Origin of the sequence: Psychrobacter piscatorii (assembly GCF_001444505.1) — a bacterium.
In the GTDB taxonomy this organism is placed as follows: Bacteria; Pseudomonadota; Gammaproteobacteria; order Pseudomonadales; family Moraxellaceae; genus Psychrobacter; species Psychrobacter piscatorii_B.
On sequence record NZ_LNDJ01000001.1, the window covers coordinates 100,092 to 125,970 of the forward strand.

Below are 25,879 nucleotides of genomic sequence, written 5' to 3' on the forward strand. Positions count from 1 at the left end.
TACTCAATCGTGACAATAAGCACTAAGCTTACGCGTGGGGCAAGAAGAAAACAAGATAAGTCAGACGGGTAAATGCTTTATTCTTTGACTGTTGATATCAGGTCAGTGCTAGGTTCTTCTTTGATCAAGATTTTAGCCAAAAATAACCCAAGCTCAAACAGTAACCACATCGGGATTGCTAGCATCAGCATCGATACCCCGTCAGGCGGCGTGACCACGGCAGCCACAGCAAAACAGCCCACAATGATATAACGACGCTTTTCCTCTAGACTCTGAATGGAGACAATCCCTGCCAATATCAATAGCAAGGTCACAACTGGAATCTCAAAGGTCAAGCCAAACACCATAAATAGCTTTAAAGCAAAACTCAGATAACTGTCGATATCGGTCATCGGTAGTACGTTTTGTGGGGCAAATAGAATAAAAAACTTTAAGACGCCTTTGAGCACAATAAAATAAGAAAACGCCACACCTGCATAAAACAAAAATATAGAAGACAGCAGCACTGGGATAGCGATTCTTTTTTCTTTTTTATATAAACCTGGCGCAACAAATGACCAAATTTGATAAAGGATATAAGGCATCGCCAAAAAGGCAGCAACAAAAACCGTCAAACGTATCGGTGCCATAAAGTTCGAGGTGATATCTGTGGCAATCATGGTCGAATTGGCAGGCAACTGTGCCACCAACGGATCTGATAAAAAGTTATACAGCTCACGTGAGTAACCGACCAATCCCAAAAATATGATCAAAACAGCCACGCATATTTTAATTAAATGGCGGCGTAGCTCAATCAAATGCTCAGTGATAGGCATATCGCCCAATGCGCTTAAAACATCCTCTGATGATTCATTTTGAGTGCTATCAGTTGTTGCTTTATCGTCTTGATTAATGCCATTTAAAGCAGGAATATCTGAATCAGTGAGTTTTTCTTGGCGGCTTTTCTTGCGTTTGAGTAGTTGCATCAGTCAGTCCCCTGCTTATTATCAGAAGTCTGCGTACTTACCGAGCTATTTAGTAAGGTATCGGCTTTATAGTTCGGTAGATAAGGTGGCATTGGGAGGCGACGAGCTTTATCGTAAGCACCCAAACGGAACCACATATTTTCCCACGGTCGGGTATTAAGGATTTGAGTAACGGGCGCGGCCATATCACTATCATCATTGCTGTTACCGTGCTTTGATAACTGACCCTTCTCTAAAGTATCTTGGGGCTCGTCAGTTGCGTAAGAGTAGTCGAATGCTTTTGGTGTGGGTGATTGCTGATGGTTTTTTGTGCCGTCAGCTTTGTTATCTCTATCACTCGCTACCGCTTCATTCGAGGTTTTTATAGAATGGTTTTGTGAGCTTTCAAAAGCCTTCATATTGCCGCGCATCTCCGCCATCTCACGCCTCATATCGGCTTCGGTTTGACGAATTTTGGCCAGCTCTTTTTGCATTTGTTGGCGTGTCTCAGCCAAGTCTAGCTCGGCCTCTATTTCAGACTGTAATGTGGAGACGGTGCGGCGAATTTTGGCATACCATTGCCCAGCCGTACGCGCTGCCTGTGGCAGTTTTTCTGGGCCCAAGACGATTAGGGCGATTACGCCAAAGAGAAGTAGTTCAGAAAACCCGATATCAAACATAATGGTCCGATGTCACTGTCTAGATGCTATACATTATGCTTGTCATCAACCTTAGTGGTTGTTGGGCGCTCGTCGGTATGGGCCGTGCCATCATGGTCAAGCACCACGCGTTTTTTGGCATGCTCTGTATTTTCATCTTTGACCGCTTCTTTAAAGCCTTTAACCGCACTGCCCAAATCTTTGCCAGCGTTTTTTAGTTTTGCAGTGCCAAACACGACAACGACGACGACCAATAGTATCAGCCAATGCGTAATAGAAAAACTACCCATAATGGTATCCTTGTGACCTGGTTTTGTGACCTGTTTTTGTGATTTGATTTTCAGTCTTCATATGTCTGCTTTGAATTGATAAAAGAGTTATGTATCAAAAAAAGCATCACATATAATGCGAGATAAAACAGAGCTATATTATAACCCGCAGTTATTACAAATAGGTGAAATCAACAATAATCAAACAGGGTCGATGCTTTTTTTTGTATCTTAATAACTATCTAGCCGCTTTTTCGTCGATACCTGATAAGCCAAACCGTCTACCTAGCTCATTTAGTACAGCGTCTGATTCTATGTCAAACCATGCCAGTCCGACTAAAGTATGGAACCAGACATCTGCCACTTCATAGATCAGCTCGTGGCGCGCCGCCTCAAAAGCAGCTTTGTCTTTATTTTCATCACAGTGAGCAAAATCTTTGGCAGCAATGATGCTCTCTGTACTCTCTTCACCGACTTTTTCTAATATTTTATTCAAGCCTTTAGCGTATAGGCTGGCGACATAAGAGCTGTCGGCATCGGCTTGTTTGCGCTCTGCCAATACCTGATCGAGCCGTTGTAGCACAGAGCCTTTATCGACTTGCGCTTGAGTGTTATTAGAGTCGATGGTCGCGCTAGCATTTTCGTTTTCAGCATTGGTGCTAGCAGATTTATCAGAATGATAAATATCCGCAGGGTCTTTCAATACTTTATCGACTGTCTGCCACTCTGGCGTTGGACCAGTCAAATCTAAACGCTGATAAAAGCAAGACTCGCGGCCTGTATGACAAGCAATACCGCCCGCTTGAGTCACGCTTAGCACAATCACGTCTGCGTCACAGTCTAGACGAATATCGTGGACGGTTTGCGTATGACCTGATGATTCGCCTTTGTGCCACAATTTGCCACGCGAACGCGAAAAATAAACCGCGGTCTGCGTTTGTGCGGTGAGCTGTAATGCGTCTGCATTCATCCAAGCCATCATCAAAATACGGCCTGACTTGTGATCTTGAGCAATTGCAGGAATCAAACCATCAGCATTAAAAGTTATGGCAGTCAGCCAAGCAGGTAGAGTCATAATGTATGTGTCGTCTTATAGTTAGAGAGTAAAAATATCAATAAGTAATTATACTACTTATGACTGGAGCGAGTTATGATTAGAGCGAGGAGATTGTCTAAAATGCTCTGAAATATGATGTCATATGAAAGCTGCGCGAGCATTAAAATGAGAAAGGTGATATTGACTCGCTATTTTACAGCCTAAATAAACGAGGATATAGAGCCTCTTTGGTCATGTTATCGAGCTTAATCACTTTATTGAGATTAAAATCATAATTTCTAAAATGCTGCCGTGCTTTTACGACCGTTTCGCCCGTGTGCATACGGGTAACTTTTATCACTATATTACCGCCATTATCATATATTGGCTCAACACCGACTTCAAACAAAAGCTCTTCGCATACTCGTATACGACTCAAAATAACCAACTGCAATGTATCAATAATTAAGCCCTGTTTATCTGAATTGATTTCTTTAATACCTTTAGCGTGTAGAAACCTTAGTCGCGCTTCGGACAGAAGGGCAGTCAGAGATTCGATGGTCACATGCTGTCCCAAGTCGATTTCGGTATGACGCACGCGCATCACTGTCTCAAAAACAAATAAATAATCCTCAAATACCAACTCTTGCTTTGACACACTATCTCCTAAAGTGGTGGCAAACAATTATGCTACTTATCATGCGATAGGTTGGCAGAATCATAATAATGATGAACAAATAAAAGGCTGTATACACTTAATAAATGAGTGTGCTGTCATGACACTCATATTATGATGTAACTTAAGTATCTACTTAAGCACAGCTTCAGCTGACATTCAATCTATTTGGATGAAAATCGACCATTTTTATGAGGTTTTTAAGAGCTGCGCTGTAGCGCTATTCATGCTGGCTAACGGTCTTTATTGCCAAGTAAAGGTTAACCAAAACTTTACTTGGCAAAACAAGGCACTATCTGCTAAAATACCGCCTCCCACCTCGAGGCAAATAGAGGTTTAGTTGTTATTTATATAGCGATTATTCGGTATGACTATTTGACGACCAGGTTCTAAAACAGAAAAAGAGGCAAATCATCATGAAAGTTAAGATGAAAACCAGAAGCGGTGCCGCTAAACGCTTCAAAAAAACAGCAAACGGCTTTAAACGTAAGCAAGCATTCAAAAGCCATATTTTGACTAAGAAATCACCTAAGCGTATTCGCCAGTTGCGTGGTCTTAAGTTGGTACATAAATCTGACGAAGCAGCCATTCGTCGTATGTGCCCATACATCTAATAGCCTACTGTCATCTATCTTTGATTGAAAACTATCTGATGAAATGATAGTTGACTTTGCAATCTGACAATGATGTTTGTTATTTGACAGCATCATCACTCGCTTAACAGTGATTACAAAATCTTGGAGTAAATTATGGCCCGTGTAAAACGTGGTGTACAGGCAAATCGCCGTCACAAAAAAATCTTAAAACGCGCAAAAGGCTACTACGGTGCCCGTTCACGTGTTTACCGCGTAGCGGTACAGGCAGTGACCAAAGCTGGTCAATATGCTTATCGTGACCGTCGCAACAAAAAACGTACTTTCCGTCGTCTTTGGATCGCACGTATCAATGCTGGTGCACGCTTAAATGGTTTGAGCTATAGCCGCTTTATCAATGGCATGAAAAAAGCAAACATCGCAATCGATCGTCGTGTTCTAGCAGACATCGCTATGCATGATGCAGCGACTTTCACAGCATTGGTCGAAAAAGCAAAAGCGGAACTAGCATAAATATTAACTACTCTTTAGAGATTAAGTAGATATAAAATTTATCTAAGTAAGCATCTAAACGAATAGAACTAATATTGATTAATAGTACGATATTAATAAAAGCTACCGCTGGTCGGTGGCTTTTTTTATATGAAATTATTCTACGCCTGTTCGACGTCGAGGCTTTGTCGATACGACATACGTTTGTCATCGACTAAATACTCAAGCCATTCTTATAAACAGTATTTATATCAATTTTTATATAGACATAACTGGATAAATGGTTTGCAATATTTGGTCAAACCCCTACAATTAATAGTCCGTTCAAATCAGGAATAATGCGTCTTATGACTAACCCTGCTGCTACCAACGACTTGTCGGCGCTACCGACCTTGTCTTCAGAGCTAAACGAGCTCAATGAAGCTCAGCTTACCGACTTTGCGAGTGCTGCTGAAGCTTTGATTCTACAAGTAACTGATGCGCGTACCTTGCAAGACTTGCGTGTGCAATTGACTGGCAAAAAGAGCCCATTGACGGGCTGGTCAAAGCAGATGGGCAAACTCGATGCTGATGATAAAAAAACCTACGGCGGCTGGTTGCACGAGGTGCGTAGCCGCATTCAGCAAGCGCTGAGCGATCAACAGCAGCAGTTAGAAGTCGCCGCGCTCAACGCCAAGCTAGAAGCAGAGAGCATTGATATTACTCTTCCTGCTCGCGGTGGTCAAAAAGGTCATCTGCATCCAGTAACGATGATTACTCAGCGTATGCAGCAGTACTTTATTCAAGCGGGCTTCAATGTTGCCACCGGCCCTGAAGTTGAGAGCGATTACTATAACTTTGAAGCGTTGAATATCCCGTCGCACCATCCTGCGCGCGCGATGCATGATACATTCTATTTCGATGCGCATTATCTACTGCGTACGCATACCAGTCCTGTCCAGATTCGTACCATGGAAAAGAACGAGCCACCGATTCGCATCATTTGCCCAGGCCGTGTTTATCGTAACGACTCAGACCAAACCCACTCACCGATGTTCCATCAGCTAGAAGGCCTTATGGTCACAGAGTCGAGCACTTTTGCTGAGCTAAAAGGTCTGATTAGTGAGTTTCTAGAAGCATTTTTTGCCAAAGAGCTGACCGTACGTTTCCGTCCTTCATTTTTCCCATTCACTGAGCCGTCTGCAGAAGTAGATATCTTAGATGATAACGGCAAATGGCTTGAAGTGATGGGCTGCGGTATGGTACATCCACAAGTATTGACCAATTGCGGTATTGATAGCGACAAATACACAGGCTTTGCATTTGGGATGGGTATCGAGCGCTTTGCGATGTTGTATTACGGTATTGATGACTTACGTTTGTTTTTCCAAAATGACGTGCGCTTCTTAAAGCAATTTGGCTAACGTGCTTTTGTTGATATAAAAGTGCTCCTTGTTAATACAACAAGTTAATTTGCCAAGCTTTACTCCAACATCTTTATTATAAAATTCTGATCCGAGATATTTATGAAAATTAGCGAACAGTGGCTACGTCAATGGGTAAACCCCAAAAATACCAGCGAACAGTTGGCTGAACAGCTGACCATGGCAGGGCTTGAGATTGATGACCGTTACGCAGTTGCCCGTGCATTTAGCGGTGTGGTCATCGGTGAAGTTATCAGCGTTGAGCAGCATCCAGATGCAGACAAACTGCGTGTCACGCAGGTAAATATTGGCGACGCTGAGCCGCTGCAAATTGTCTGCGGCGCACCTAATGTGACCGTCGGTATGAAAGCACCGGTTGCTACCGTTGGTGCGATACTACCAAGCGATGAGGCAAAAGGTTTTAAGATTAAGAAAAGCAAGCTACGCGGTGTTGCCTCAAACGGCATGCTATGCGGCGCCTCTGAAATTGACTTGGTAGATGATATAGATGGACTGCTTGAGTTGCCTGAAGATGCACCAGTTGGTACCGATATCCGTGAGTATTTAGGTCTAAATAATCAGATATTAGATATCTCTATCACCCCAAACCGTGGTGATTGCTTTAGCGTTCGCGGTATCGCTCGCGAGATTTCAGTCATCAATGACTTGCCTGTACAGTTGCCAGAGATTCCTGACAATGTAGTCGCTTCTGATAATGGTGCAACGCCCGCTGTAACTGTTGATGCGGTAGAGGCGTGCCCTCGCTATCTGTTGCAATCGATTAGCAATATTGATCGTAGCATCGATACTCCAAAATGGATGCAAGATGCATTGGTACAGTCAGGACTACGTTCACACAACTTCTTGGTCGATGTGACCAATTATGTGTTGATGGAATTGGGGCAACCGCTACACGCTTTTGATGCCGATACCATCGAAGGTGATATCGTTGTGCGTTTGGCACAGCCTGATGAAACCATTACTTTGCTCAACGAGCAAACGGTTACGCTAACCGGTGATGAGCTTGTGATTGCTGATGACAAAGGTGCCTTGGCACTGGCTGGCATTATGGGTGGTCAGCGTAGCAGTGTCACCGATAGTACGACCAATATCGTGGTAGAAAGCGCTTTCTTTAATCAACTGGCTATCGCTGCGCGCGCACGCCGTTTTGGATTGCATACGGATGCATCACAGCGTTTTGAGCGTGGGGTCGATTTTGAATTGCCGAAACTTGCCTTGGCACGAGCTTGTGACTTGATCACAAGCATCACGGGCGGCGAAGCAGGACAAATAGTCACGGCCGAAAACCTTGAGCATCTGCCAGCACGCGAACCGATTACATTGCCAATCGCGAAAGTACGTGATGTTATTGGTATTGATATCAATCCATCAGAGATGGTGCGTATCTTAACTCAATTAGGTTTTGAGGTAGAGCAGCAAAACGACGCATTGATTTGTAAGCCGCCGTCTTACCGTTTTGATATGAGTATCCGCGAGGATTTAATCGAAGAAATTGCCCGTATCTATGGCTATGACAATATTCCAAGCGTATTGCCATATTTGCAAGTCAGCATGGATTATGACGATACTGCAGATTTGACTCATGGGATGAAGCTAGCACTGGTCGATAACGGTTATATGGAAGCGATTAGCTTTAGCTTTAGTGATGCAAAATTAGAAGCATTGCTTGATGATGAAGCGCTAGGAGAGGTGTTGGCACTGGCAAACCCTATCTCTAGTGATTTGGCTGTGATGCGCCGTACCTTGCTGTCAAGTTTACTGCCTTGCGTGCAATATAACCTAAATCGTCAGCAGCCACGTGTACGTTTCTTTGAAACGGGTCTTAGCTTTGTGGGACAAAGTATCAGTGATTTGGTGCAAACCCCAAGCATTGCCTTGGTCGCAGTGGGTGATGTCTGGAGCGAGCAGGCTTATCAAAACCGCGTCTTAGATTTTTATGATCTCAAACATGATATTGAACAGTTGTTACCAGCACAGATCGATAGTGCCCGTATTCGCTATGAGCGTAGTGCGCTAAGCTTCCTGCATCCAGGACAAAGCGCTGAGTTATATATCGATGATGTATATGTTGGTTGGTTGGGTCAGCTACATCCAAATACTGCTAAGCAGTTGGATCTGCCAACGACATGGGTTGCCCAATTGTCACTGGCACCGCTATTGACGCTTGCTCGTGAGCAGCATTCGATTACGACGCCTAGCAAGTTCCCACAAGTGCGCCGTGATATTGCTATTTTAGTAGACAGTGATATCAGTTTGCAGACTTTAGAGTCAACGGTACGAGCTGCGGCAGGTGATTTGTTGACTGATCTGTGGCTATTTGATGTGTATCAAGGCGATAAAGTACCGACTGGTCAGCGCTCATTGGCGTTTGCACTTGTATGGCAAGATGCTACACAAACCCTATCGGATGAAGCTGTAAAAACTGCCACTGATAAGGTTGTGCAGGCATTAACGGATCAACACGCAGTCCAGTTACGTGACAGCTAATATTTAGTCTTTTAAAAGACCCAATGCTCCATAGCCTCTTCAGTTATGAGGCTATGGAGCATTGCTATTCGTAAAAACTATTATTTATAACCCTTTTACTTGTAAAATAAGTTAAGTCATTATTAATAAAGGATTTTAATGTATAGTTTATTAAAAACTACTCAAAAAACCTTTATAATAATTAGACTTAACCCTCATACCGCTAAACCATGATATTCGACATCACGACATAGCATAGGAGTCGTACTGTGAGCACCTTAACCAAATCTGACATGATTGAGCACTTAATGAGTCATCTAAATCTGACACGCCAAGAAGGTCGCTGTCTGGTGGAGAACTTTTTTGATGAGCTGTCAGATAGTTTGATTGATGGCAAAGAGGTCAAGCTTTCAGGCTTTGGCAACTTTGAGCTTAAAGACAAAAACAGCCGTCCAGGCCGCAATCCAAAGACAGGAGAGCCTGTCGCCGTATCGGCACGCCGCGTCGTGACTTTCAAGACAGGACAAAAATTTCGTCAGAAAGTTGATGAGCGTTTATTCGATACTTAATGCGTTATTGAATATGACAGCCTGCTTGTTTTCGCTATAACCTTGTAAAACTATTGATATATGTTTGCGCGTGACTGCGATTATGATTCTCTATATCTTGCGCTGCATGTATCTTGTATAGCCAATAAATACCAAGTATGGTTATAGGTAACTAGCTGTCATAAATTGCAGGCATAAAAAAAGAGAGCCTATGCTCTCTTTTTTTTATTACCGTTTATTTATTGTATGAACAATAAATTACTGAGCTGGCTCTTCAACAACAACTTCGTCAGAAGCGTCAACAGCAGCAGTATCAGTATCAGTTTCGCTAGCTACGTCAACGCTAGTAGTAGTACCGTCTACAGGAACTTCAGCGTCCATTTCGTCAGTAGCAGTTGCAACTTGAGCGTCAGCGATGTCAGCTTCAGCGTCAGCAACAGCAGCGTCTGCATCAGCAGGGATAGCTTCACCGTCAGCAGCGCCTTCAGCTAGCTCTTCTTGTGCGTCTTGCACTTCTTCTTGCGCGTCAGATAGATCTTCAGCAGCGTTTTCTTTGTTGCTGTCACAGGCAGTTAGGCCCATAGTTGCAGTCATGATACCAGCTAGAGCAAGTAATTTAAGTTTCATAAGGTTTTCTCCGGAAAAATGAAATGAGCAGTAGCAGCAACAAAGGACGAATTCCGAGGTTCCTCAGAATTCAATTAGTCTTAGTCACAGCTACTCAGCTTCCACGCATTCTATATGTTTTATATGAAAATGGAAATAGGGTTGTACAATTAAGTAACAATAATATTTAAAATAATATTTTACTTCATCTGTTCGATAGTATTTTTAATACAACAAACCCGATTAATCGACGTATAATCAATGACATCAGACTGTTACGGCACAACATGCAGTCCTACTTTTGGCTGTAATTTAACGTATTTATGGTGTTTGGTTAAGTAAAATTAGAGCCGATTGTCTCGTCTAATGAGGCACAAGTACGCCATTAGTATGGGACAAGTAGGCCATGATAATTAGCGCTATTTATATTAAGAAAAATCGCTTGTGAGTGAGCAAACCAAAAATCAAATCAACGTATTGAGCGACATACTGTACAACATGAATAATGAACAATACGAGTGACTATATCTCGTATATTTGAGGAATAAACTATGAAATGGCAAGGCAGACGAGGCAGTTCTAATGTTCGCTCTAGTACGGGCGGCGGCAAAATGATAGGTGGTGGTATCGGCGGTATCATCATCGCAGGTATTTTATGGCTGGTATTTGGGGTAAATCCTATGACTGCGCTGCAAACAGGTCAGGTAATCGCTGGTGGTGGTAGTAATGGAACTTCCAGCGAACCTGCGATAAGTGACGATCGAGATACCCAGTTTGTCAAAGTTGTGCTGGCGGATACTGAAGAGGTCTGGCATCAGATATTTAACGAAGCGGGTAGTACTTATAAAGAGCCTTCATTGATTCTGTTTAATGGTCAAGTGAATTCAGCTTGTGGCGGTGCTAGCGCTGCAACAGGGCCTTTTTACTGCCCAGGGGATCAGACGGTTTATTTAGATACATCTTTTTTTGTGGAGATGCGTCAAAACCTCGGTATTTCAGGGGATCAGCAAGGCTCTGGGACTCAGGAAAACCAAGGTAAAGCGGGGGATTTTGCCCAGGCTTATGTTATCGCACATGAGGTGGGTCATCATGTTCAGACGTTACTGGGTATTAGCCAGCAGGTCAATGAAGCCCGTCGGCAAGTGACCCAAGCACAGTCCAATAAGCTATCAGTATTACAAGAGCTACAGGCAGATTGCTTTGCTGGCGTTTGGGCGCAGCGTAACCAAGAGCGTGTACAGTTTTTAGAAGCGGGTGATATTGATGAGGCTATTAATGCTGCCGGTCAGATCGGCGATGATCGATTGGCACAGGCGAGTGGTAGAGCGGTCGCACCTGATAACTTCACTCACGGTACCAGCCAGCAGCGTGTTGAGTGGTTCACTCGGGGCTTAGAGAGCGGTAATGTACAATCTTGCGATACCTTTAGTGGTGCGCTTTAAAAGTAAGATTATTTTTTGCAACTCCGCCTATGGGTTATCAGTACAATAATAACCACGCAAAAATTTGACATAAAAAAGCCTGCAATCAATTGCAGGCTTTTTTATTATTTTCTGGTTGATATCACTCAATTTAATAATGAAGAGATGTCAGAGTAGAAGGATTTAGTTGTTATCAAGCACATAACCACCAGCGCCGCCAATAGCTGCACCAGCCAATGCACCACGAGCAATGTCTTTGCTGTCGCCTTTACTTCTGATAAGTGCGCCAGCTGCGGCACCTGCTGTTGCGCCTTTAGCGGTATTGCTCATACCACCATATGAATTACAACCAGTCATGATGAGTGCTGAGCTAGTAATTGCTGTCATTGCGATCGTCTTAGCAAATTTCATATTATCACCTATTTATTCGTCAAGTTTGAAATATAATACCTTTAAAAAAACAATGTCCATGATATTTTCAAATGTATTCCTACTGCCTGCCATAATAGTGGGTTAGTAGATAGTTAGTCGTAGTAAAAACGCTAAACTTTGCAAACGATATGTAATTGATGTTGCCGCACTGTATCATCAAGATAGCGAGCTACCTGACAGTCAATTTATTATTCAAAATATAAAACGGTGAATAGTTTGATCGTCAGTCATAAAAAAAGACCACCGAGCGGCAGTCTTTATATCAAGCAAACAATGGCATGCTTGGAAAAAATATGCGTAAATTAGTTCTGTGATTTGCGTTTCATTTGCTCAAAGAACTCGTCATTGGTTTTCGCTTCTTTGAGACGATCTAACAAGAATTCAGTAGCTTGGACGCCATCCATCGGCTGCAGCAGTTTACGTAAAATCCAGACTTTACGTAGTTTATCTTCGTCCAACAAGCGCTCTTCGCGGCGTGTGCCTGATTTTTTGATATTGATTGCAGGGAAGACACGTTTTTCGGCCAAGTCGCGCTCAAGGGTGATTTCTTGGTTGCCCGTTCCTTTGAATTCCTCAAAGATCACGCTGTCCATCTTACTACCAGTATCAATCAGCGCACTGGCAATAATCGTCAAACTGCCACCTTCTTCAACATTACGTGCAGCACCAAAGAAACGCTTTGGACGCTCAAGCGCATTGGCATCCAAACCACCGGTCAATACTTTGCCTGATGATGGTATAACGGTGTTATAGGCACGTGCCAGACGAGTGATCGAGTCTAATAAAATCACCACATCTTGCTTATGCTCGACCAGACGTTTGGCTTTTTCGATGACCATCTCAGCCACTTGTACGTGACGCTGAGGTGGCTCATCAAAGGTAGAGGCAACGACTTCACCGCGCACGGTACGCTCCATCTCGGTGACTTCCTCTGGACGCTCATCAATCAACAGGACGATTAAGTAGCATTCAGGATTATTGCGAGTGATGGACTGAGCAATAGATTGCAATAACATCGTTTTACCCGCTTTTGGCGGTGCGACAATAATAGAGCGCTGACCTTTACCAATTGGTGCGATCAAATCAATGATACGCCCTGTCAGATCTTCAGTAGTACCATTACCAAGCTCAAGCTTTAGCTGCTCAGTAGGGAATAGCGGTGTTAGGTTCTCAAAAATCAGCTTATGACGTGAGCGATCTGGCGTATCAAAGTTGATTTCACCAACTTTTAGTAGCGCAAAATAACGCTCAGAATCTTTTGGTGGGCGAATCGTACCAGCGATACTGTCGCCCGTTTTTAAGCTGAAGCGGCGAATTTGACTAGGGCTGACATAGATGTCATCAGGACCTGCTAGATAAGAGCCTTCTGATGAGCGTAAAAAGCCAAAACCATCAGGGAGAACCTCAAGCACACCGTCACCATAGATGGCTTCACCGTTGCGGGCATGGGTTTTTAAGATAGCAAAGATAATGTCTTGTTTACGGCTACGCGCCATGTTATCAAGACCCATTTCCTTGGCAATAGCCAACAGCTCAGAGATTGATTTTTTCTTTAATTCAGTTAGATTCATAGATAGGTCATTAGCAATTGATCAGATGAGAGATGCCATTAGCAGCACAAGTCACGACAGTGAGTAAAACGACAGTAATATGATGATAGAAGGTATTTGTACAGCGCAATGGCTTATGTAGTGTTGGTATTGCATGTCTGCTTATAGACGCATTGCTATCGCTGGATGCAAGGTCATAAGAATTAGGAATAAAAAAGGCTACATAAGAGTCTGCGTCAAAAACTCAATATCAGTCATTGCGTTTAGTCATTTCGTTTAGCAATGGTGTTAATAATGACGATTGTGTTTTTGTTGATAAACACGAGGAGAATAGCGACAAGATACTAGGAAAACAGATGGTTTTCTCTTGTCAGCAGACTATACGGTCTTCACAATAGCGTTGTCAATAAATTTTGCCAAAAAATTCGTATAATCAAGTTTTTTGCACAAAAAACATGCAAAAAAGCCATTATCGTTATCAGATAATGGCTTTCTTTATCGCTTTAGCTCATCAATTCAAAAAACTTTGAAATGAGAACATTCAGCTTATAAATGCTTGTCCAATACTTTGGCCAATTCAGCTTTTGGCTGTAGACCCATCACTGAATCTACTTTTTCGCCGTCTTTGAAGACAAATAAAGTTGGGATGTTGCGGATACCAAAACGGCTCGCTGCTTGTGGGTTGTTATCCACGTCAACTTTAACGATCTTAACTTTACCTTGGTACTCAGTCGCTAAATCTTCTAAAATAGGCGCAATCGCTTTACAAGGACCACACCAAGTTGCCCAAAAATCTACCAATACAGGAAGATCTGATTCTAGAACGTCTTGGTCAAAGTTGGTGTCGGTAGTATTAACAATAAGGTCTGACATAATTTTATCTCTCTTGTTTTATTTATTCTGTCACCACACACCAGCTGTCATATTTATCTAATAATAAGTGGGTCAGTGGTCAAAGAATCGTTTAGAAGTGGTGAAAATGTGCCATTATATTAACATGTTTGTTCAGGCTTGACAGAGACAGGCTGGTTAAATTGTTCAACAATTACGATTAGCACAATAAATCGAAACAGAATGACACAGGTTGGATTTTCTCTGTTACGTGTGATCATTGCTTTGCTAGAACATACTTTTTGAGCACTTTTAGCCGTCTGTTTTTACATTGAATCATCCCACTTTTACTCTCAATAAATAGGGCGCTACTGTGCCAAAATAACAGCCGCCAAAGCCCCATATTACGTTTAATTTATATAAGTAGTTAAGTTTATGCCTTTTACTGATGAAGAAGTCGATGCCCTTAACGCGCAAGAAAATGCCTATCCACTTGAGTTTTTCAAACAATTTGCGCAAGAGATTACGGTGTACGAAGATGATGATATTTGGGTAGTAGATAAACCGGCAGGGCTGTTAAGTGTCGATGGCAAGACTCTCAAGGTAAGCCTGCTTGCTCGGCTTGAGCGTGCCAATCCAGCGGTAAAACTGATTCATCGATTGGATATGGACACGTCAGGTCTGATTATTTTCGCAAAAAATGCCGCTGCCCAAACCAATATCAGTAAACAGTTTATTGAACGCTTACCGCAGAAAAAATACCAAGCCAGAGTTTTTGGGGAATGGGAGCAGGTGGGCGCAGCGGGTGAGATATCGGTGCCAGTACGCTATGAGCCGACGACCAAGCCGCGTCATATCGTTGATCATGACTGGTCAAAGCATGCTTTAACACTGTATGAAGTCATAGCGCACGAAATGTGTGATGGTCAACCAGTTACTCGAGTAATGCTAAAACCAGTGACAGGTCGCAGCCATCAACTACGCGTGCATATGGTGCATGCAGGTCATGTGATGATTGGTGATCCGATCTATGCTGAAGGCGCGGCACTCAAGATTGCGCCAAGGCTAAATCTACATGCGCAGCAATTGCGTTTAAAGCATCCAGTATTGGGTGCTTGGATGGACTGGGAAAGTCCATGCCCATTTTGATGCATTAGATGCCTGAATATGAAGTCGAAGCGCGCGATTAATAGAAGCACTAAGGCTATCGCTGATCATGTAAACACAAGGATGAGAATATGCTTGATATCACTACTACCAAACAGGCGATCAAAAGTCGCCTCACACGTAGACAGTCGCAAAGGGATAAGCCTGCTGATTATGAAGTGCTGATTATTGGTGCGGGCATTGCGGGCATTGGTATGGCGTGCCGCTTACAGCAACTAGAGCATAAAAATCTATTTGGTCATAAAGGTGTAAAAAAACAAAGGCAGAACAGATCAGTTAACAACGAAAGAAGCTCGCAGCGCTTTGCCATATTAGAAAAACGTGCTGATTTGGGCGGCACGTGGGATTTATTTACCTATCCTGGTATCCGCTCGGACTCTGATGCGCTAACCTTTGGCTATAATTTTAGACCGTGGCTAGATTATAGAATGCTGGCAGCAGGTGGCGATATCAAGCGTTATATCGCTGATACGGCGTGCGAGTTTGGTATTACTGAGCATATTCGCTATGAGCATGAAGTTCAGCAAATATCATGGTCAAGCATTGATCAGTTATGGACAGCAACCATAAAAAATCATGCGAGTGGCGAAGTGTTCGTTAAGACGGCAAAGTTTATCGTCGGTGCTACGGGCTACTACGACTATGAGCAAGGCTATCGACCTCATTTTGAGGGAGAAGAAGATTTCCGCGGTCGTATTGTCCATCCGCAGCATTGGGATGATTTAGATTATAACGACAAAAAAGTAGTCATCATTGGGAGTGGTGCTACCGCAATGACGCTATTGCCTGCGTTAGTGGATGAAGATAGTGATCAGTGTGCACGCCACGTCACGATGCTACAGCGAACGCCAACGTATGTGGCAAGTGTGCCGGGCGATGATTACGCGATTGACTGGCTATCAGGCAAGTTTTCACCCTTATCGAAAGAGCAGGCTTATACAGCGCTACGTGCACGTAATGTGCTACGGCAGCAAGGGCTGTATAAATTAGCCACTCACGCGCCGAAGCTGATGAAAGCCGTCCTAAAAGGCGGCGTGACTAAAGAGTTAAAAGGCAGCGGCGTTGATGTCGAGCACTTTATGCCCGACTATAATCCGTGGGATCAACGCGTATGCGCTGTGCCAGACAGTGACTTATTTAAGTCTTTGCACGGTGATCGTGCAGCAGTGGTCACCGATCAGATCGACCACTTCACCGAAACCGGTATTATGCTGCAATCAGGCGAGCATCTTGACGCTGATATCATCGTCACAGCAACCGGATTGAAGCTGCAAATGCTAGGCGGAGCAGCGGTATATATCGACGGGCAGGCCATTGAAATCGGTACGCGCATGACGTATAAGGCAGTCATGATCGAAGGCGTGCCCAATCTGGCGGCCTTATTTGGCTATACCAATGCCTCATGGACGCTAAAGATTGATCTGGCTTGTCAATATGTGGTGCGGCTGTTGAGTTATATGCACAAAAACCGCTACCAAGTCGCGCTGCCACAGGCAAAGACGGCGAATGCTACCGCCTACGCCCAAGCAGATACGGTGATGGGCTCGCTATCGTCTGGATATGTCAGACGTGCCCAAGATAGACTGCCTAAGCAAGGCGATCGCTACCCGTGGTACGTGACCAACAATTATCTTAGCGACCGTGTGATGCTCAAATACCGCAAAATAAAAGACGACTGGTTACGGTTTAGTCGTTAGGTTTTAATTGATCGATAGTCGCTATTGATACTGATTATCGATAAAGTCAGCAACTTGTTTGCTTAATATCTGCCACAAGGTCTCTTGGGCGCTTTTGCTGCCCCAAGCATTGTGCGGGCTAAATATGACGCGTGGATGGTCGCTGAGACTGAGTAATGGGTCATCGTTCGCGATGGGCTCTTGTTCAAATACGTCACTGGCATAACCGATGATTTGCTCGTTGTTAATCGCATCAGTCAATGCTTGGCTATCAACGACGCCGCCACGAGCGACATTGACGATGAGCGGTTGTTTGCTCATTTTTGCCAAGGTGTCTTTATTAATGAGGTGCTCGGTTTGTTCAGTCAATGGGCAATGCAAACTGAGGACATCTGCACGAGCTAATACCTCATCAAATGCCGTATAATCGTCGTTGCGCGGCGTGCGTCCTTGATGCTCCGCCCATAGAACTGTCATACCAAATGCACGCGCGATTTCGGTCACGCGCTTGCCAATGGTGCCAATACCAATGATGCCTAGCGTCTTGTCTTCCAAATCTATCAGCGGAATATCCAGCAGACAAAAATTCCCGTTTGCTAGCCATGTGCCATCAGCGACTTTTTGATGGTAATGAATACCGGCACGCATCGCAGTCAGCATGAGCATAAAGGTATGCTCAGGCACGCTTTTTACCGCATATCCCGCCACATTATAAAGTGCTACGCCATGTTTATCGCAAGCGGCTTGATCGACGTTATTCATGCCAGTGGCGGTCAGTTGAATCAATTTTAGCTTAGGTAGGCCTGCGATTACTTCCGCGCCAATTTGCACTTTATTAGTGATGATAATATCGGCATCTTTACAGCGCTCAATAATGAGGTCTGTGTCTTTTGGCGTATCGTTATAAGTGACGTAATCGCTTATGCCTGCTGGTGCGGGTAAGTCAATACCATCAGAAAAAGTGCCTTTATCCAAAAAAACGGCTTGCATCGTTATTCCTTGTTTATGGTTGTCCTATAGATAGAAATAGTTGTCAAATGAATCGTTATCGGCTTAATGTAGCACGTTGGCATTTTTAGTCAAAAACGAATCTGTTAAATATCTTCTAGTGAGAGATAAGCGTTTAAAAACAAAGTAATTTATATCATGAGCGGATTTACTGAGCATGATTGGGTCTAAATACCTCATAAAGTCATGGGTATCATAAGCCGCCTCTTGAAAATTGAACTTAACGCACTCATCTAGCCGCTAACGTTATATAATGGTAAGGCTTGGCTATTGGTTTCACTAACATTATGGCATCGCGTTTGCATCTATTGATGATTTGCATCATTGTTAATTTGGTTACTATCACAAGCCACCATTGCTATCTAATTTTTAATTATCTGAGTACAAAAGACATCGCCTTATGACTATCTCTATTGCTTCATTGCACAGTACTGAATTCGCCGTTGGCCAACGTTATTTATCTGATACGGAGTCTGAGCTTGGCTTAGGTGTGGTGATCGACGTCGATGATCGATGTGTGCATATTTTATTTCCACAAAGTGAAGAGACGCGCGTCTACGCAAAAAACTCTGCGCCACTATCGCGCGTGGTGTTTAAGGTTGGCGATACTATCTATGACCAAGATGGCAAAAGCTATACAGTCAATGCTGTTGATGAAGTCATGGGTGTGCTCAAATATGGCGTCGATGAGCACGAGGGCGGCACTGCTTCTAAAGGAATAATGGAGACGCGCCTTGCGGCCAATATCACGCTAGCCAAGCCGCTTGAGCGCTTGCTCGCTGGTCGTATCGAGCGCGGCGATTGGTACGAGCTGCGCCAAGATATCTTGCGTATGCAATCAGCGTTGGCTGGTCACCCGCTCAAAGGGTTGATGGGTGCGCGTGTTGATATCATCGAGCATCAGCTCTATATCGCACACGAAGTCGGTAAGCGTATCGCGCCGCGTGTCCTGCTCGCTGATGAAGTGGGCCTTGGTAAAACCATCGAAGCGGGCATGATTATCCATCAGCAGCTACTAACGGGTAAAGCTGAGCGTGTTTTGATTTTGGTGCCAGACAGCTTGCAGTATCAATGGATGATTGAGCTGCGTCGTCGTTTTAATCTGAATTTTGCATTATTTGATTTGGTGCGCACAGCTGCGATCAAGGAACATGATCCTGAGCAAAACGTCTTTGCCACTGAGCAGTGCATCATCGCGGGTATGGATTTATTGATTGACCATCCAGACTTGTATGATCAAGCGATGGAAGCGGGCTTTGATCTATTGGTTGTGGACGAGGCGCATCATCTGCATTGGGATGAGGCGCAAGGCGGCAATGATAAATATGATCTGGTGGCAGACTTTGCAGAAGAAACGCCAGGCGTGATGCTATTGACGGCAACGCCAGAGCAGCTTGGCGCGCAAAGTCACTTTGCCCGTTTGCGTCTACTTGATCCAGATCGCTTCGATGATCTAGATGAGTTCATTGATGGTCAAGAAGCCTTTGCGGAGACGGCAGCAGTCGCTGGTGTATTAATAGAAGACAAACCGCTCAATGACGGTCAAATCACCGCATTGAGCAATTTATTAGACATCAGTATGGATGAGCTGTCCACGATTAATGAAGACGACAAACTGCGTACCTATGTGCTCAACGAGCTATTAGATCGTCACGGTACCGGTCGTATTTTGTTCCGTAATACGCGTGAGAGTGTTAAAGGGTTCTATGGTCGTAGCAGTCAGCCGCATCCACTGCCGCTCCCTGACGCGTGGAAAGACAGCTATCAAACCAATGGCAAATTGCGTGAGCAGCTATGGGGTGAAGAGAATCAACCAGATGGAGGCTGGCTAGAAGATGATCCACGCGTCTCTTGGTTGGTTGATATCTTACGCGGTGAGCTTAAGCAACAAAAAGTGCTATTAATCGCTCGCAGTGGCGCGACGGTAGAGAGCTTAGAAGCCGTATTACGTCTGCATGCCGGCATCAAAACCGCTATATTTACTGAGCAGATGACCCTGCTTGAGCGTGACCAAGCGGCAGCATTTTTCGCAGATAGCGAAGGCGCACAGATACTACTGTGCTCAGAGATTGGCTCTGAAGGTCGTAACTTCCAGTTTGCAAGCCAGCTGATACTCTGGGATTTACCGGCCAATCCAGATACTTTGGAGCAGCGTATTGGACGTCTAGATCGTATCGGTCAGACACAGCAGATCATGCTGCATGTGCCTTACGTACAGGGCACGGCGCAAGAGCGTCTTTACCATTGGTATAACGATGCGCTGAATATGTTTAACCAAATATCACCAACGGCACAAAGCGTGCAAGAGCAGTATATCCAAGAGCTCAAGCCTGTACTTGAAGGCGCGGATAATGCGGATAACAATGCCATCTTACAAGACATCATTGATGAGGCGCTACAGACGCGTTTGGGCCTAGAGGCGCAGCTACAAGCGGGCCGTGATCGTCTGCTAGAGTACAACTCGTGTCGTCCGCGTGTCGCTGGACGTATTGCGGACGCCATGCGTGACTTTGATGGCAATAATTTATTGCCGCATTTCATTGAGCGCTTCTTTGCCTCTGCCAATATCGACCATAATATCCAGCGTGATGGCTCGTGGGTCATCGCACCGATCGATAGCACTGAGATCAGCGACTATATCGATGGCTTGCCGCTTGGTGATGAAGACGGTATGACGTTGACTTTTGAGCGTGAGCAAGCGCTTCAGCGTGAAGATATCGATTTTATCACGCATGAGCATCCATTAATGCGCGCTATCTATGAGCTGGCCAGTACCAGCACCTTTGGTAATACCACAGTGGCTATGCTAAAAAGCGCCGCTGTGCCGCAAGGGATGGTATTGCTAGAAGTAAACTTCCGTGTCGAAGCCATCGCACCAAAAGTGCTCAATCTGCCAGCGACATTGACCACGCAAAATATCCGTGTCTTTATCAGTGAGCAGGGCAGTGACTTGTCGGCTCGTATCAGTGCTGATATGATCATGCCGCATGTCGAACGCTTGGATAAAAACCGTGCTCGTCAGGTGATCAAAGTGCGCGGCGATGTGATCGAGCAGCGGTATTACGAGGCTGAAGACATCGCACGTGAGCAAATCGCGGAGATTGGTGAACAAGCAAGTGCGCGCTTTAGTCAGCAGTGGTCACGTGAGATCAAACGTCTCAAGCACTTGCAAACCATCAATCCAAATGTACGCCCCGAAGAGGTTGAGCGCCTAGAGCAGCTCAAGGCTCAAGGAGAGCAAGCGCTTGGGAACTTATCGCTAGTACCGGACTCTATTCGCGTACTGGTAGCAGTGAAGCCATAAACTTTTAGATGATAGTCAAAAACGAGATGTTGTTAGACATCTCGTTTTTTTATGAATGAGATTGCTTGGACGAGTAAAGTAGATGCGATTTTTTATCGCAAATCGTTAAGCAATACTTATGAGTAAGCTGACAGTAACTAGTCAAAGCCAACAATATTGGGTAAGATATTTACCTTTTCTATCGAAAATGAATAGATAGCCATGGCCTGATGAGCTATGGCAGTGTGTTTATTCTAAAGTCTCTCTTGTGTATTTCCGCAAGCGATCTCATATTATTTTAAATTCAAGCGCAGCGTCTATATGGCATCGAGATTGTTAGATGCGTATATTCGGATGCTGAGCGTGTTTGATAAAAATAAGGAAACATATTGTCATGTCCGATAATTCACAACTGATTGATGAGCTGCTGGCTACAATCGCGCTTATTGAGGTTACCCCCGATGTCTTTGAGGGTAAGAGCCATGATTATGTGGGCAGTCGTATATTTGGCGGGCAAGTACTGGCCCAAGCGATCATGGCAGCAGCGCATACATTAGATCAAGACAAGCCTTGCCACTCTTTGCATGGGTATTTTTTGCGTGGCGGTGATATCAATCAACCAGTGATCTATCAAGTGCGCCGTCTACGTGATGGTCGCAGTTTATCTGCGCGTGAAGTGACGGCTATTCAGTACAAAGAAGTACGCGGTAAGCCACCGATTGAGCAAGTGATATTTTCGATGATTGCGTCGTTTTCTCCCATGGAGGATGGCCTTGCGTATCAAGAAGACATGCCTGTTTATCCACCGCCAGAAGATCTATTGACCGAGCAAGATTTAAAAGAAGAGTACGTGGGCAAAGTACCAGATGCGCTCAAGGCACGGTTTATGCGCCGCCGTCATGTCGAGATAAAGCCCGTCAAACCGCGCAATCCGATCAATCCAGAACCAATGAAACCTAAGCAAGCCAACTGGCTGCGTATTCGCGAGCTGGGCAATCAGCCGGTGGCGATTCAGCAAGCGCTTTTGGCGTTTTCGTCTGATTTTTACTTGGTTGGTACTGGACTGATGTCACATGGCGTAAGCTTTATGACCAGCGGCTTGCAAGCGGCTAGTATTGACCACTCTATGCACTTCCACCGTGAGTTTGATTTGAATGATTGGCTGCTCTATGACATGTGGAGTGATACCACGTCCAATGCAAAAGGGCTGAACCATGGGCAGTTCTGGCAAGATGGCAAACTGGTCGCCACCGTGCAACAAGAAGGATTGATGCGTCTGCGCGTACCAAAGTCCTAACCCTAGCCTTAGCGCTATTTATTGTTAGCTACTGTCATCTTGTCATCATAAAAAAAGCGACTCACTATTTATAATGAGTCGCTTTTTTTTATGCCAGTTTTTTACACTAATTTTTATTCTAAGATTTTAATCATCGCACGAGGTAGCCCTAAACTGTCTTGTGCTGTTTGTTCGGTCAGCCATTTAAAATCAATCTCAGCTGCTGCTAGTTTCTCGTTGAGTTCTATCGTTTGCGCAGCATCGACAGTGAGTTTGCGCGGGGTCAAATACCAATGAAAGTGCGTCAATGAGTGCTTAATAGGGGCGTCATCTAACAATGTATTGCTAACTGATTCGGTTACCAGTTTATTTTTTATTAGCCATTCATTAATAATTTGTTCAGCCGTGTTAAATTCTGTCTCATAGACTTTTTCATTACTGCGTACATCGCTTGCCACATTTGACGACTTGTCATCGCTCGTGACTGATTCTTTAATAGCAGTTTTGCCAGTTGCCTTGCTATTCGTTTTACCGTCAATTTTTTCGACAAACTGTAATGGCAAGCTCCATAATCCACCCCAAATGCCATTATCAGGGCGTTGTAGCCACAATATTTCACCGTTTTCATTTTCTATCAGCAATGCATCGCTAAACTTACTCGGTTTGGGCTGTTTTTTTGCCTTGACTGGATAGTCGGTTTCGCGCCCCTGTGCATGGGCAAGACAGTCCTCTTGTAGTGGACACAATAAGCAGGCAGGTTTGCTACGCGTACATAACGTTGCGCCCATATCCATCATGGCTTGTGCGAACAGTCCTGAGTTCTCTGTCGGTGTTAAACGCTCCGCTAATGCCCATAACTCTTTCGTCGTAGCAGATTTAGTGATATCGCCGTCAATAGCTGCCCAGCGTGTCAATACCCGTTTGACATTGCCATCACAGATGACGCCATACTTGTGCAAGCCCATCGCCATAATCGCCCCAGCGGTCGACGGCCCAACGCCAGAGATAGCTTCCCAGCCCGCTAGCGTCTGCGGAAAATCACCGGTCTCGTCAATTATCTCGGCTAGTTGCTTTGCGCCTTTATGCAAATTACGCGCGCGTGCATAGTAGCCAAGCCCCGCCCAATGCTCGGCGACCACATCCCAGTCGGCAGCGGCCAAATCTTGCACGGTCGGAAAGGTGTCCATAAAGCGCGCAAAGTAGGGCAGTACGGTGGTGACTTGCGTTTGCTGGAGCATGACTTCAGATAGCCACACGATATAAGGATTGGGCGTGTCAGTTTGGTGCTGCTGCCAAGGTAAATCATGGCGACCATTTTCGGCAAACCAATCAAGTAGGCGTGGGGCGAAAGAATCTAATGCGTCAGTGGGTTGAGAAAAGGGAGTGTTGGGTATGGCGGTAGATTTGGTCATAGGCTCTTATAAAATTGGCAATAAGTAAAGGGCGCTTTGATTACACTTAAGCAAAGCGTTTATCCTATATGATGATTATCTGGTTGATTTACTAGCGGTAAATATCGCTAAGCGTCTGGCCAGCTTTGTTTTTCCAGACTAGCCACCCATTTGCATTACGTCCTGTTGCAATTTGTCCTGCACCACTAGGTGTTGTCAGCAAGTGGTTTTTGACCACTTTGTAAGTGTTGTCATCGTGCTCGATTAATATTTTGTTTGCTAACATTTCACGTTTTTTATTGATGCCCCATTTACTAAATGATGGTGTATGAATTTTACGGATGAGCGAGCCTTTTAACAAAACAAAACCGTCATTATCGTAGTAGCCTTGAGCATCACAGTCTTTGGCTTTGCAATAAAACAGCATTGGTTGCTTGTCAGGTACGACTGCTGGTGTGTCTTGGGGAGACTGGCAGGTATCTGGTATCAGTGTCTGGTAGGCTTTAGTATTAGGAGTCTCAATACCGATTGCTTCAAAAACTGGCTGCCCGAGGGTAGACAGTAAAATATCTAATGTGTGAAACAGCTCTTCGCAGTCTGCTTGCAGCGGTGCTGGCGTATGCGGCTTGCTGCCATTATTGCCGTTTTGCAAATCGTAACGCCCGACATCTGTGGCAATTTGAATGGCTTTATGTTCCATATACAGCGCATGCGTCTGGGTAATGGTGTTGTTGGTAGAGAGCATGACAAACACCCTTGTCCAAAAATCTTTACCATTATGATGGCTTTTCAGGCGCTGGGTTAAATCGCCTGTTTGCCCAATATAGAGCAGTGGTTTGTCCGTGCTATCGGTATCACCAATTAGAAAGTATAAGCCTACTTGCTTGGCGTCGGGCATACTTAAAAAATCTGCAATATGAATACGCGGCACTTCAATCAGACGCACAGTACGCGTGGTCATTTCAGCAACACGCAACCCACGAGGGTTACCCGTGGGTAGGTAGATTTGAATGGTTTTTGCTGAGGGTATTAATGGATTCATAGTAACTTATATTATTGGTAAATCTACTTACGATTCTTCCGTGTTTTCAAACGACGTAAGCGTTTTTCTTCCTCTTTTGCTTTCTTCTTCTCTTCAGCAGCGAGTCGCTGTTCTGCGACGACGATTTCTTCTGCTTCTATCATAGCGGGTGTTTCAAGCGTGATACGCCCGATCTTCGCGCTACGCAGCTCATTGATGAGAATCTCAGACATGCGGTAGGTGTCAACTTGATTGCCCGAACGCACACAGCCGCGATTACGACCCGCCACTTCAAAAAACTCCCAATCGGTCTTTGGCAGATCTTCAATTTTGTAGCGAGTTTTTAGCAGTTCAGGATAGGCGTGCATCAAATACTCAGCGGTATAGCTGGCGACATCAGCGAAATCAAAAGCGGTATCACGGATACCGCCCGTCGCTGCCAGACGATAGCCAGAGTTTTCGTTTTCAACTTTTGGCCATAGCATACCGGGTGTGTCATAGAGCATGATGTCATCGTCTAGTTTAATGAGCTGCTGCGACTTGGTCACGGCTGGCTCATCGCCTGTTTTTGCCACGGCGCGACCTGCTAGCGTATTGATCAGCGTTGATTTACCCACATTTGGAATACCCATAATCATCGCTTTGATTTGACGACCAGTCCCGACTTTATTGGGTACGAGATGCTTACAGATGGCGATGATGCGTTTTACGTCATTGGCTTTTTCAGTATCGCACGCAATGGCTTTGACTTGGCTTTGCTGCTCAAGATGATCCATCCAGATTTGGGTCAATTCAGGATCGGCAAGGTCAGCTTTGTTCAGGATTTTGATAACAGGCTTTTCACCGCGCAGTGCAGCAACCATTGGGTTTTCACTACTATAGGGAATACGCGCATCGATAACCTCGATGACCACATCCATCTGCGGCATGATTTCTTTGATTTCGTTACGGGCTTTGTTCATATGCCCAGGGAACCACTGAATACTTGCTCTCTTATCCATCTGCTTTCATAACCTTTTATAAAAAATGCTAAAAGTAAAACAATCAACGTTTACTTTCTAATGGTGTCCAGTTTACTACAGAACCACCTTGCTCACGGGACAATTTCAC

At 44.6% G+C, this 25,879-nt stretch carries 23 protein-coding genes; 10 read left to right on the forward strand and 13 right to left on the reverse strand.

Annotated features, from left to right (window positions below; translation table 11 throughout):
- Window positions 1-77: 77 nt before the first annotated feature.
- From tatC to AS194_RS00495, 5 genes are all read right to left on the reverse strand, one after another.
- Window positions 78-965, reverse strand: coding sequence for a twin-arginine translocase subunit TatC (gene tatC, locus AS194_RS00475; RefSeq protein ID WP_058023532.1), 888 nt, complete (start codon window positions 963-965; stop codon window positions 78-80).
- Window positions 965-1,624, reverse strand: a complete 660-nt coding sequence (gene tatB, locus AS194_RS00480) for a Sec-independent protein translocase protein TatB (protein ID WP_058023533.1) — start codon at window positions 1,622-1,624, stop codon at window positions 965-967. Before tatB ends, tatC begins: the two co-directional genes overlap by 1 nt.
- A gap of 26 nt (window positions 1,625-1,650) precedes the next feature.
- Complete coding sequence (gene tatA / locus AS194_RS00485; RefSeq protein ID WP_058023534.1) at window positions 1,651-1,893, reverse strand: Sec-independent protein translocase subunit TatA; 243 nt, start codon at window positions 1,891-1,893, stop codon at window positions 1,651-1,653.
- A gap of 217 nt (window positions 1,894-2,110) precedes the next feature.
- Window positions 2,111-2,947 carry a bifunctional phosphoribosyl-AMP cyclohydrolase/phosphoribosyl-ATP diphosphatase HisIE gene (hisIE, locus tag AS194_RS00490; protein ID WP_058023535.1) on the reverse strand — a complete coding sequence of 279 codons (837 nt, stop codon included), beginning with the start codon at window positions 2,945-2,947 and terminating at the stop codon, window positions 2,111-2,113.
- A 175-nt stretch (window positions 2,948-3,122) separates the two neighbouring features.
- Window positions 3,123-3,566: a thioesterase family protein gene (locus tag AS194_RS00495; RefSeq protein WP_083499550.1), complete on the reverse strand. Its 444-nt coding sequence runs from the start codon at window positions 3,564-3,566 to the stop codon at window positions 3,123-3,125.
- A 434-nt stretch (window positions 3,567-4,000) separates the two neighbouring features.
- Here AS194_RS00495 and rpmI point away from each other — a divergent pair, with 434 nt between their 5' ends.
- The 5 genes from rpmI to AS194_RS00520 all read left to right on the forward strand — a co-directional run bounded on the left by rpmI (window position 4,001) and on the right by AS194_RS00520 (window position 9,128).
- Window positions 4,001-4,198: a 50S ribosomal protein L35 gene (gene rpmI, locus AS194_RS00500; RefSeq protein ID WP_058023536.1), complete on the forward strand. Its 198-nt coding sequence runs from the start codon at window positions 4,001-4,003 to the stop codon at window positions 4,196-4,198.
- Between the two features lie 135 nt (window positions 4,199-4,333).
- Window positions 4,334-4,690 (forward strand): 50S ribosomal protein L20, encoded by a 357-nt coding sequence (rplT, locus tag AS194_RS00505; RefSeq protein WP_011281252.1) that lies wholly within the window; start codon window positions 4,334-4,336, stop codon window positions 4,688-4,690.
- 326 nt (window positions 4,691-5,016) lie between these two features.
- Window positions 5,017-6,072, forward strand: a complete 1,056-nt coding sequence (gene pheS, locus AS194_RS00510; protein ID WP_058023537.1) for a phenylalanine--tRNA ligase subunit alpha — start codon at window positions 5,017-5,019, stop codon at window positions 6,070-6,072.
- 102 nt (window positions 6,073-6,174) lie between these two features.
- Window positions 6,175-8,580, forward strand: a complete 2,406-nt coding sequence (pheT, locus tag AS194_RS00515; protein ID WP_058023538.1) for a phenylalanine--tRNA ligase subunit beta — start codon at window positions 6,175-6,177, stop codon at window positions 8,578-8,580.
- Window positions 8,581-8,828: 248 nt separating this feature from the next.
- The gene (locus AS194_RS00520) at window positions 8,829-9,128 is read left to right on the forward strand and encodes an integration host factor subunit alpha (protein WP_058023539.1); all 300 of its coding nucleotides are present in this window, start codon (window positions 8,829-8,831) and stop codon (window positions 9,126-9,128) included.
- 237 nt (window positions 9,129-9,365) lie between these two features.
- On the opposite strand, the gene AS194_RS00525 is transcribed toward AS194_RS00520, so the two are convergent.
- Entirely contained in the window at window positions 9,366-9,734 is a 369-nt protein-coding gene (locus AS194_RS00525; RefSeq protein WP_058023540.1) for a hypothetical protein, read from the reverse strand.
- Window positions 9,735-10,264: 530 nt separating this feature from the next.
- On the opposite strand from AS194_RS00525, the gene AS194_RS00530 reads away from it, so the two are divergent.
- Window positions 10,265-11,155, forward strand: a complete 891-nt coding sequence (locus AS194_RS00530) for a neutral zinc metallopeptidase (protein WP_058023541.1) — start codon at window positions 10,265-10,267, stop codon at window positions 11,153-11,155.
- Window positions 11,156-11,317: 162 nt separating this feature from the next.
- On the opposite strand, the gene AS194_RS00535 is transcribed toward AS194_RS00530, so the two are convergent.
- The 3 genes from AS194_RS00535 to trxA form a co-directional block, all read right to left on the reverse strand.
- Complete coding sequence (locus tag AS194_RS00535; protein WP_058023542.1) at window positions 11,318-11,545, reverse strand: glycine zipper 2TM domain-containing protein; 228 nt, start codon at window positions 11,543-11,545, stop codon at window positions 11,318-11,320.
- Between the two features lie 323 nt (window positions 11,546-11,868).
- Complete coding sequence (gene rho / locus AS194_RS00540) at window positions 11,869-13,137, reverse strand: transcription termination factor Rho (protein ID WP_058023543.1); 1,269 nt, start codon at window positions 13,135-13,137, stop codon at window positions 11,869-11,871.
- 525 nt (window positions 13,138-13,662) lie between these two features.
- Complete coding sequence (gene trxA, locus AS194_RS00545; RefSeq protein WP_058023544.1) at window positions 13,663-13,989, reverse strand: thioredoxin; 327 nt, start codon at window positions 13,987-13,989, stop codon at window positions 13,663-13,665.
- Window positions 13,990-14,382: 393 nt separating this feature from the next.
- Between trxA and AS194_RS00550 the strand changes: the two genes are divergently transcribed.
- Together AS194_RS00550 and AS194_RS00555 are read left to right on the forward strand one after the other, a co-directional pair.
- The gene (locus AS194_RS00550; protein WP_058023545.1) at window positions 14,383-15,096 is read left to right on the forward strand and encodes an RluA family pseudouridine synthase; all 714 of its coding nucleotides are present in this window, start codon (window positions 14,383-14,385) and stop codon (window positions 15,094-15,096) included.
- 89 nt (window positions 15,097-15,185) lie between these two features.
- Window positions 15,186-16,811, forward strand: coding sequence for a flavin-containing monooxygenase (locus AS194_RS00555; RefSeq protein ID WP_058023546.1), 1,626 nt, complete (start codon window positions 15,186-15,188; stop codon window positions 16,809-16,811).
- 21 nt (window positions 16,812-16,832) lie between these two features.
- Here the strand turns inward: AS194_RS00555 and AS194_RS00560 are convergent, their stop codons facing one another.
- A complete protein-coding gene (locus AS194_RS00560; protein WP_058023547.1) occupies window positions 16,833-17,780 on the reverse strand; it encodes a D-2-hydroxyacid dehydrogenase in 948 nt (315 codons plus the stop codon).
- Window positions 17,781-18,198: 418 nt separating this feature from the next.
- Here AS194_RS00560 and rapA point away from each other — a divergent pair, with 418 nt between their 5' ends.
- Window positions 18,199-21,102: an RNA polymerase-associated protein RapA gene (gene rapA / locus AS194_RS00565; protein WP_200960297.1), complete on the forward strand. Its 2,904-nt coding sequence runs from the start codon at window positions 18,199-18,201 to the stop codon at window positions 21,100-21,102.
- 373 nt (window positions 21,103-21,475) lie between these two features.
- Window positions 21,476-22,378, forward strand: a complete 903-nt coding sequence (locus AS194_RS00570) for an acyl-CoA thioesterase (protein ID WP_058023548.1) — start codon at window positions 21,476-21,478, stop codon at window positions 22,376-22,378.
- 113 nt (window positions 22,379-22,491) lie between these two features.
- On the opposite strand, the gene mutY is transcribed toward AS194_RS00570, so the two are convergent.
- The 3 genes from mutY to ylqF form a co-directional block, all read right to left on the reverse strand.
- A complete protein-coding gene (mutY, locus tag AS194_RS00575; RefSeq protein WP_058023549.1) occupies window positions 22,492-23,769 on the reverse strand; it encodes an A/G-specific adenine glycosylase in 1,278 nt (425 codons plus the stop codon).
- A 91-nt stretch (window positions 23,770-23,860) separates the two neighbouring features.
- A complete protein-coding gene (locus AS194_RS00580) occupies window positions 23,861-24,790 on the reverse strand; it encodes a GIY-YIG nuclease family protein (RefSeq protein ID WP_058023550.1) in 930 nt (309 codons plus the stop codon).
- Between the two features lie 23 nt (window positions 24,791-24,813).
- Window positions 24,814-25,770 carry a ribosome biogenesis GTPase YlqF gene (gene ylqF, locus AS194_RS00585; RefSeq protein ID WP_058023551.1) on the reverse strand — a complete coding sequence of 319 codons (957 nt, stop codon included), beginning with the start codon at window positions 25,768-25,770 and terminating at the stop codon, window positions 24,814-24,816.
- Window positions 25,771-25,879: the final 109 nt, after the last annotated feature.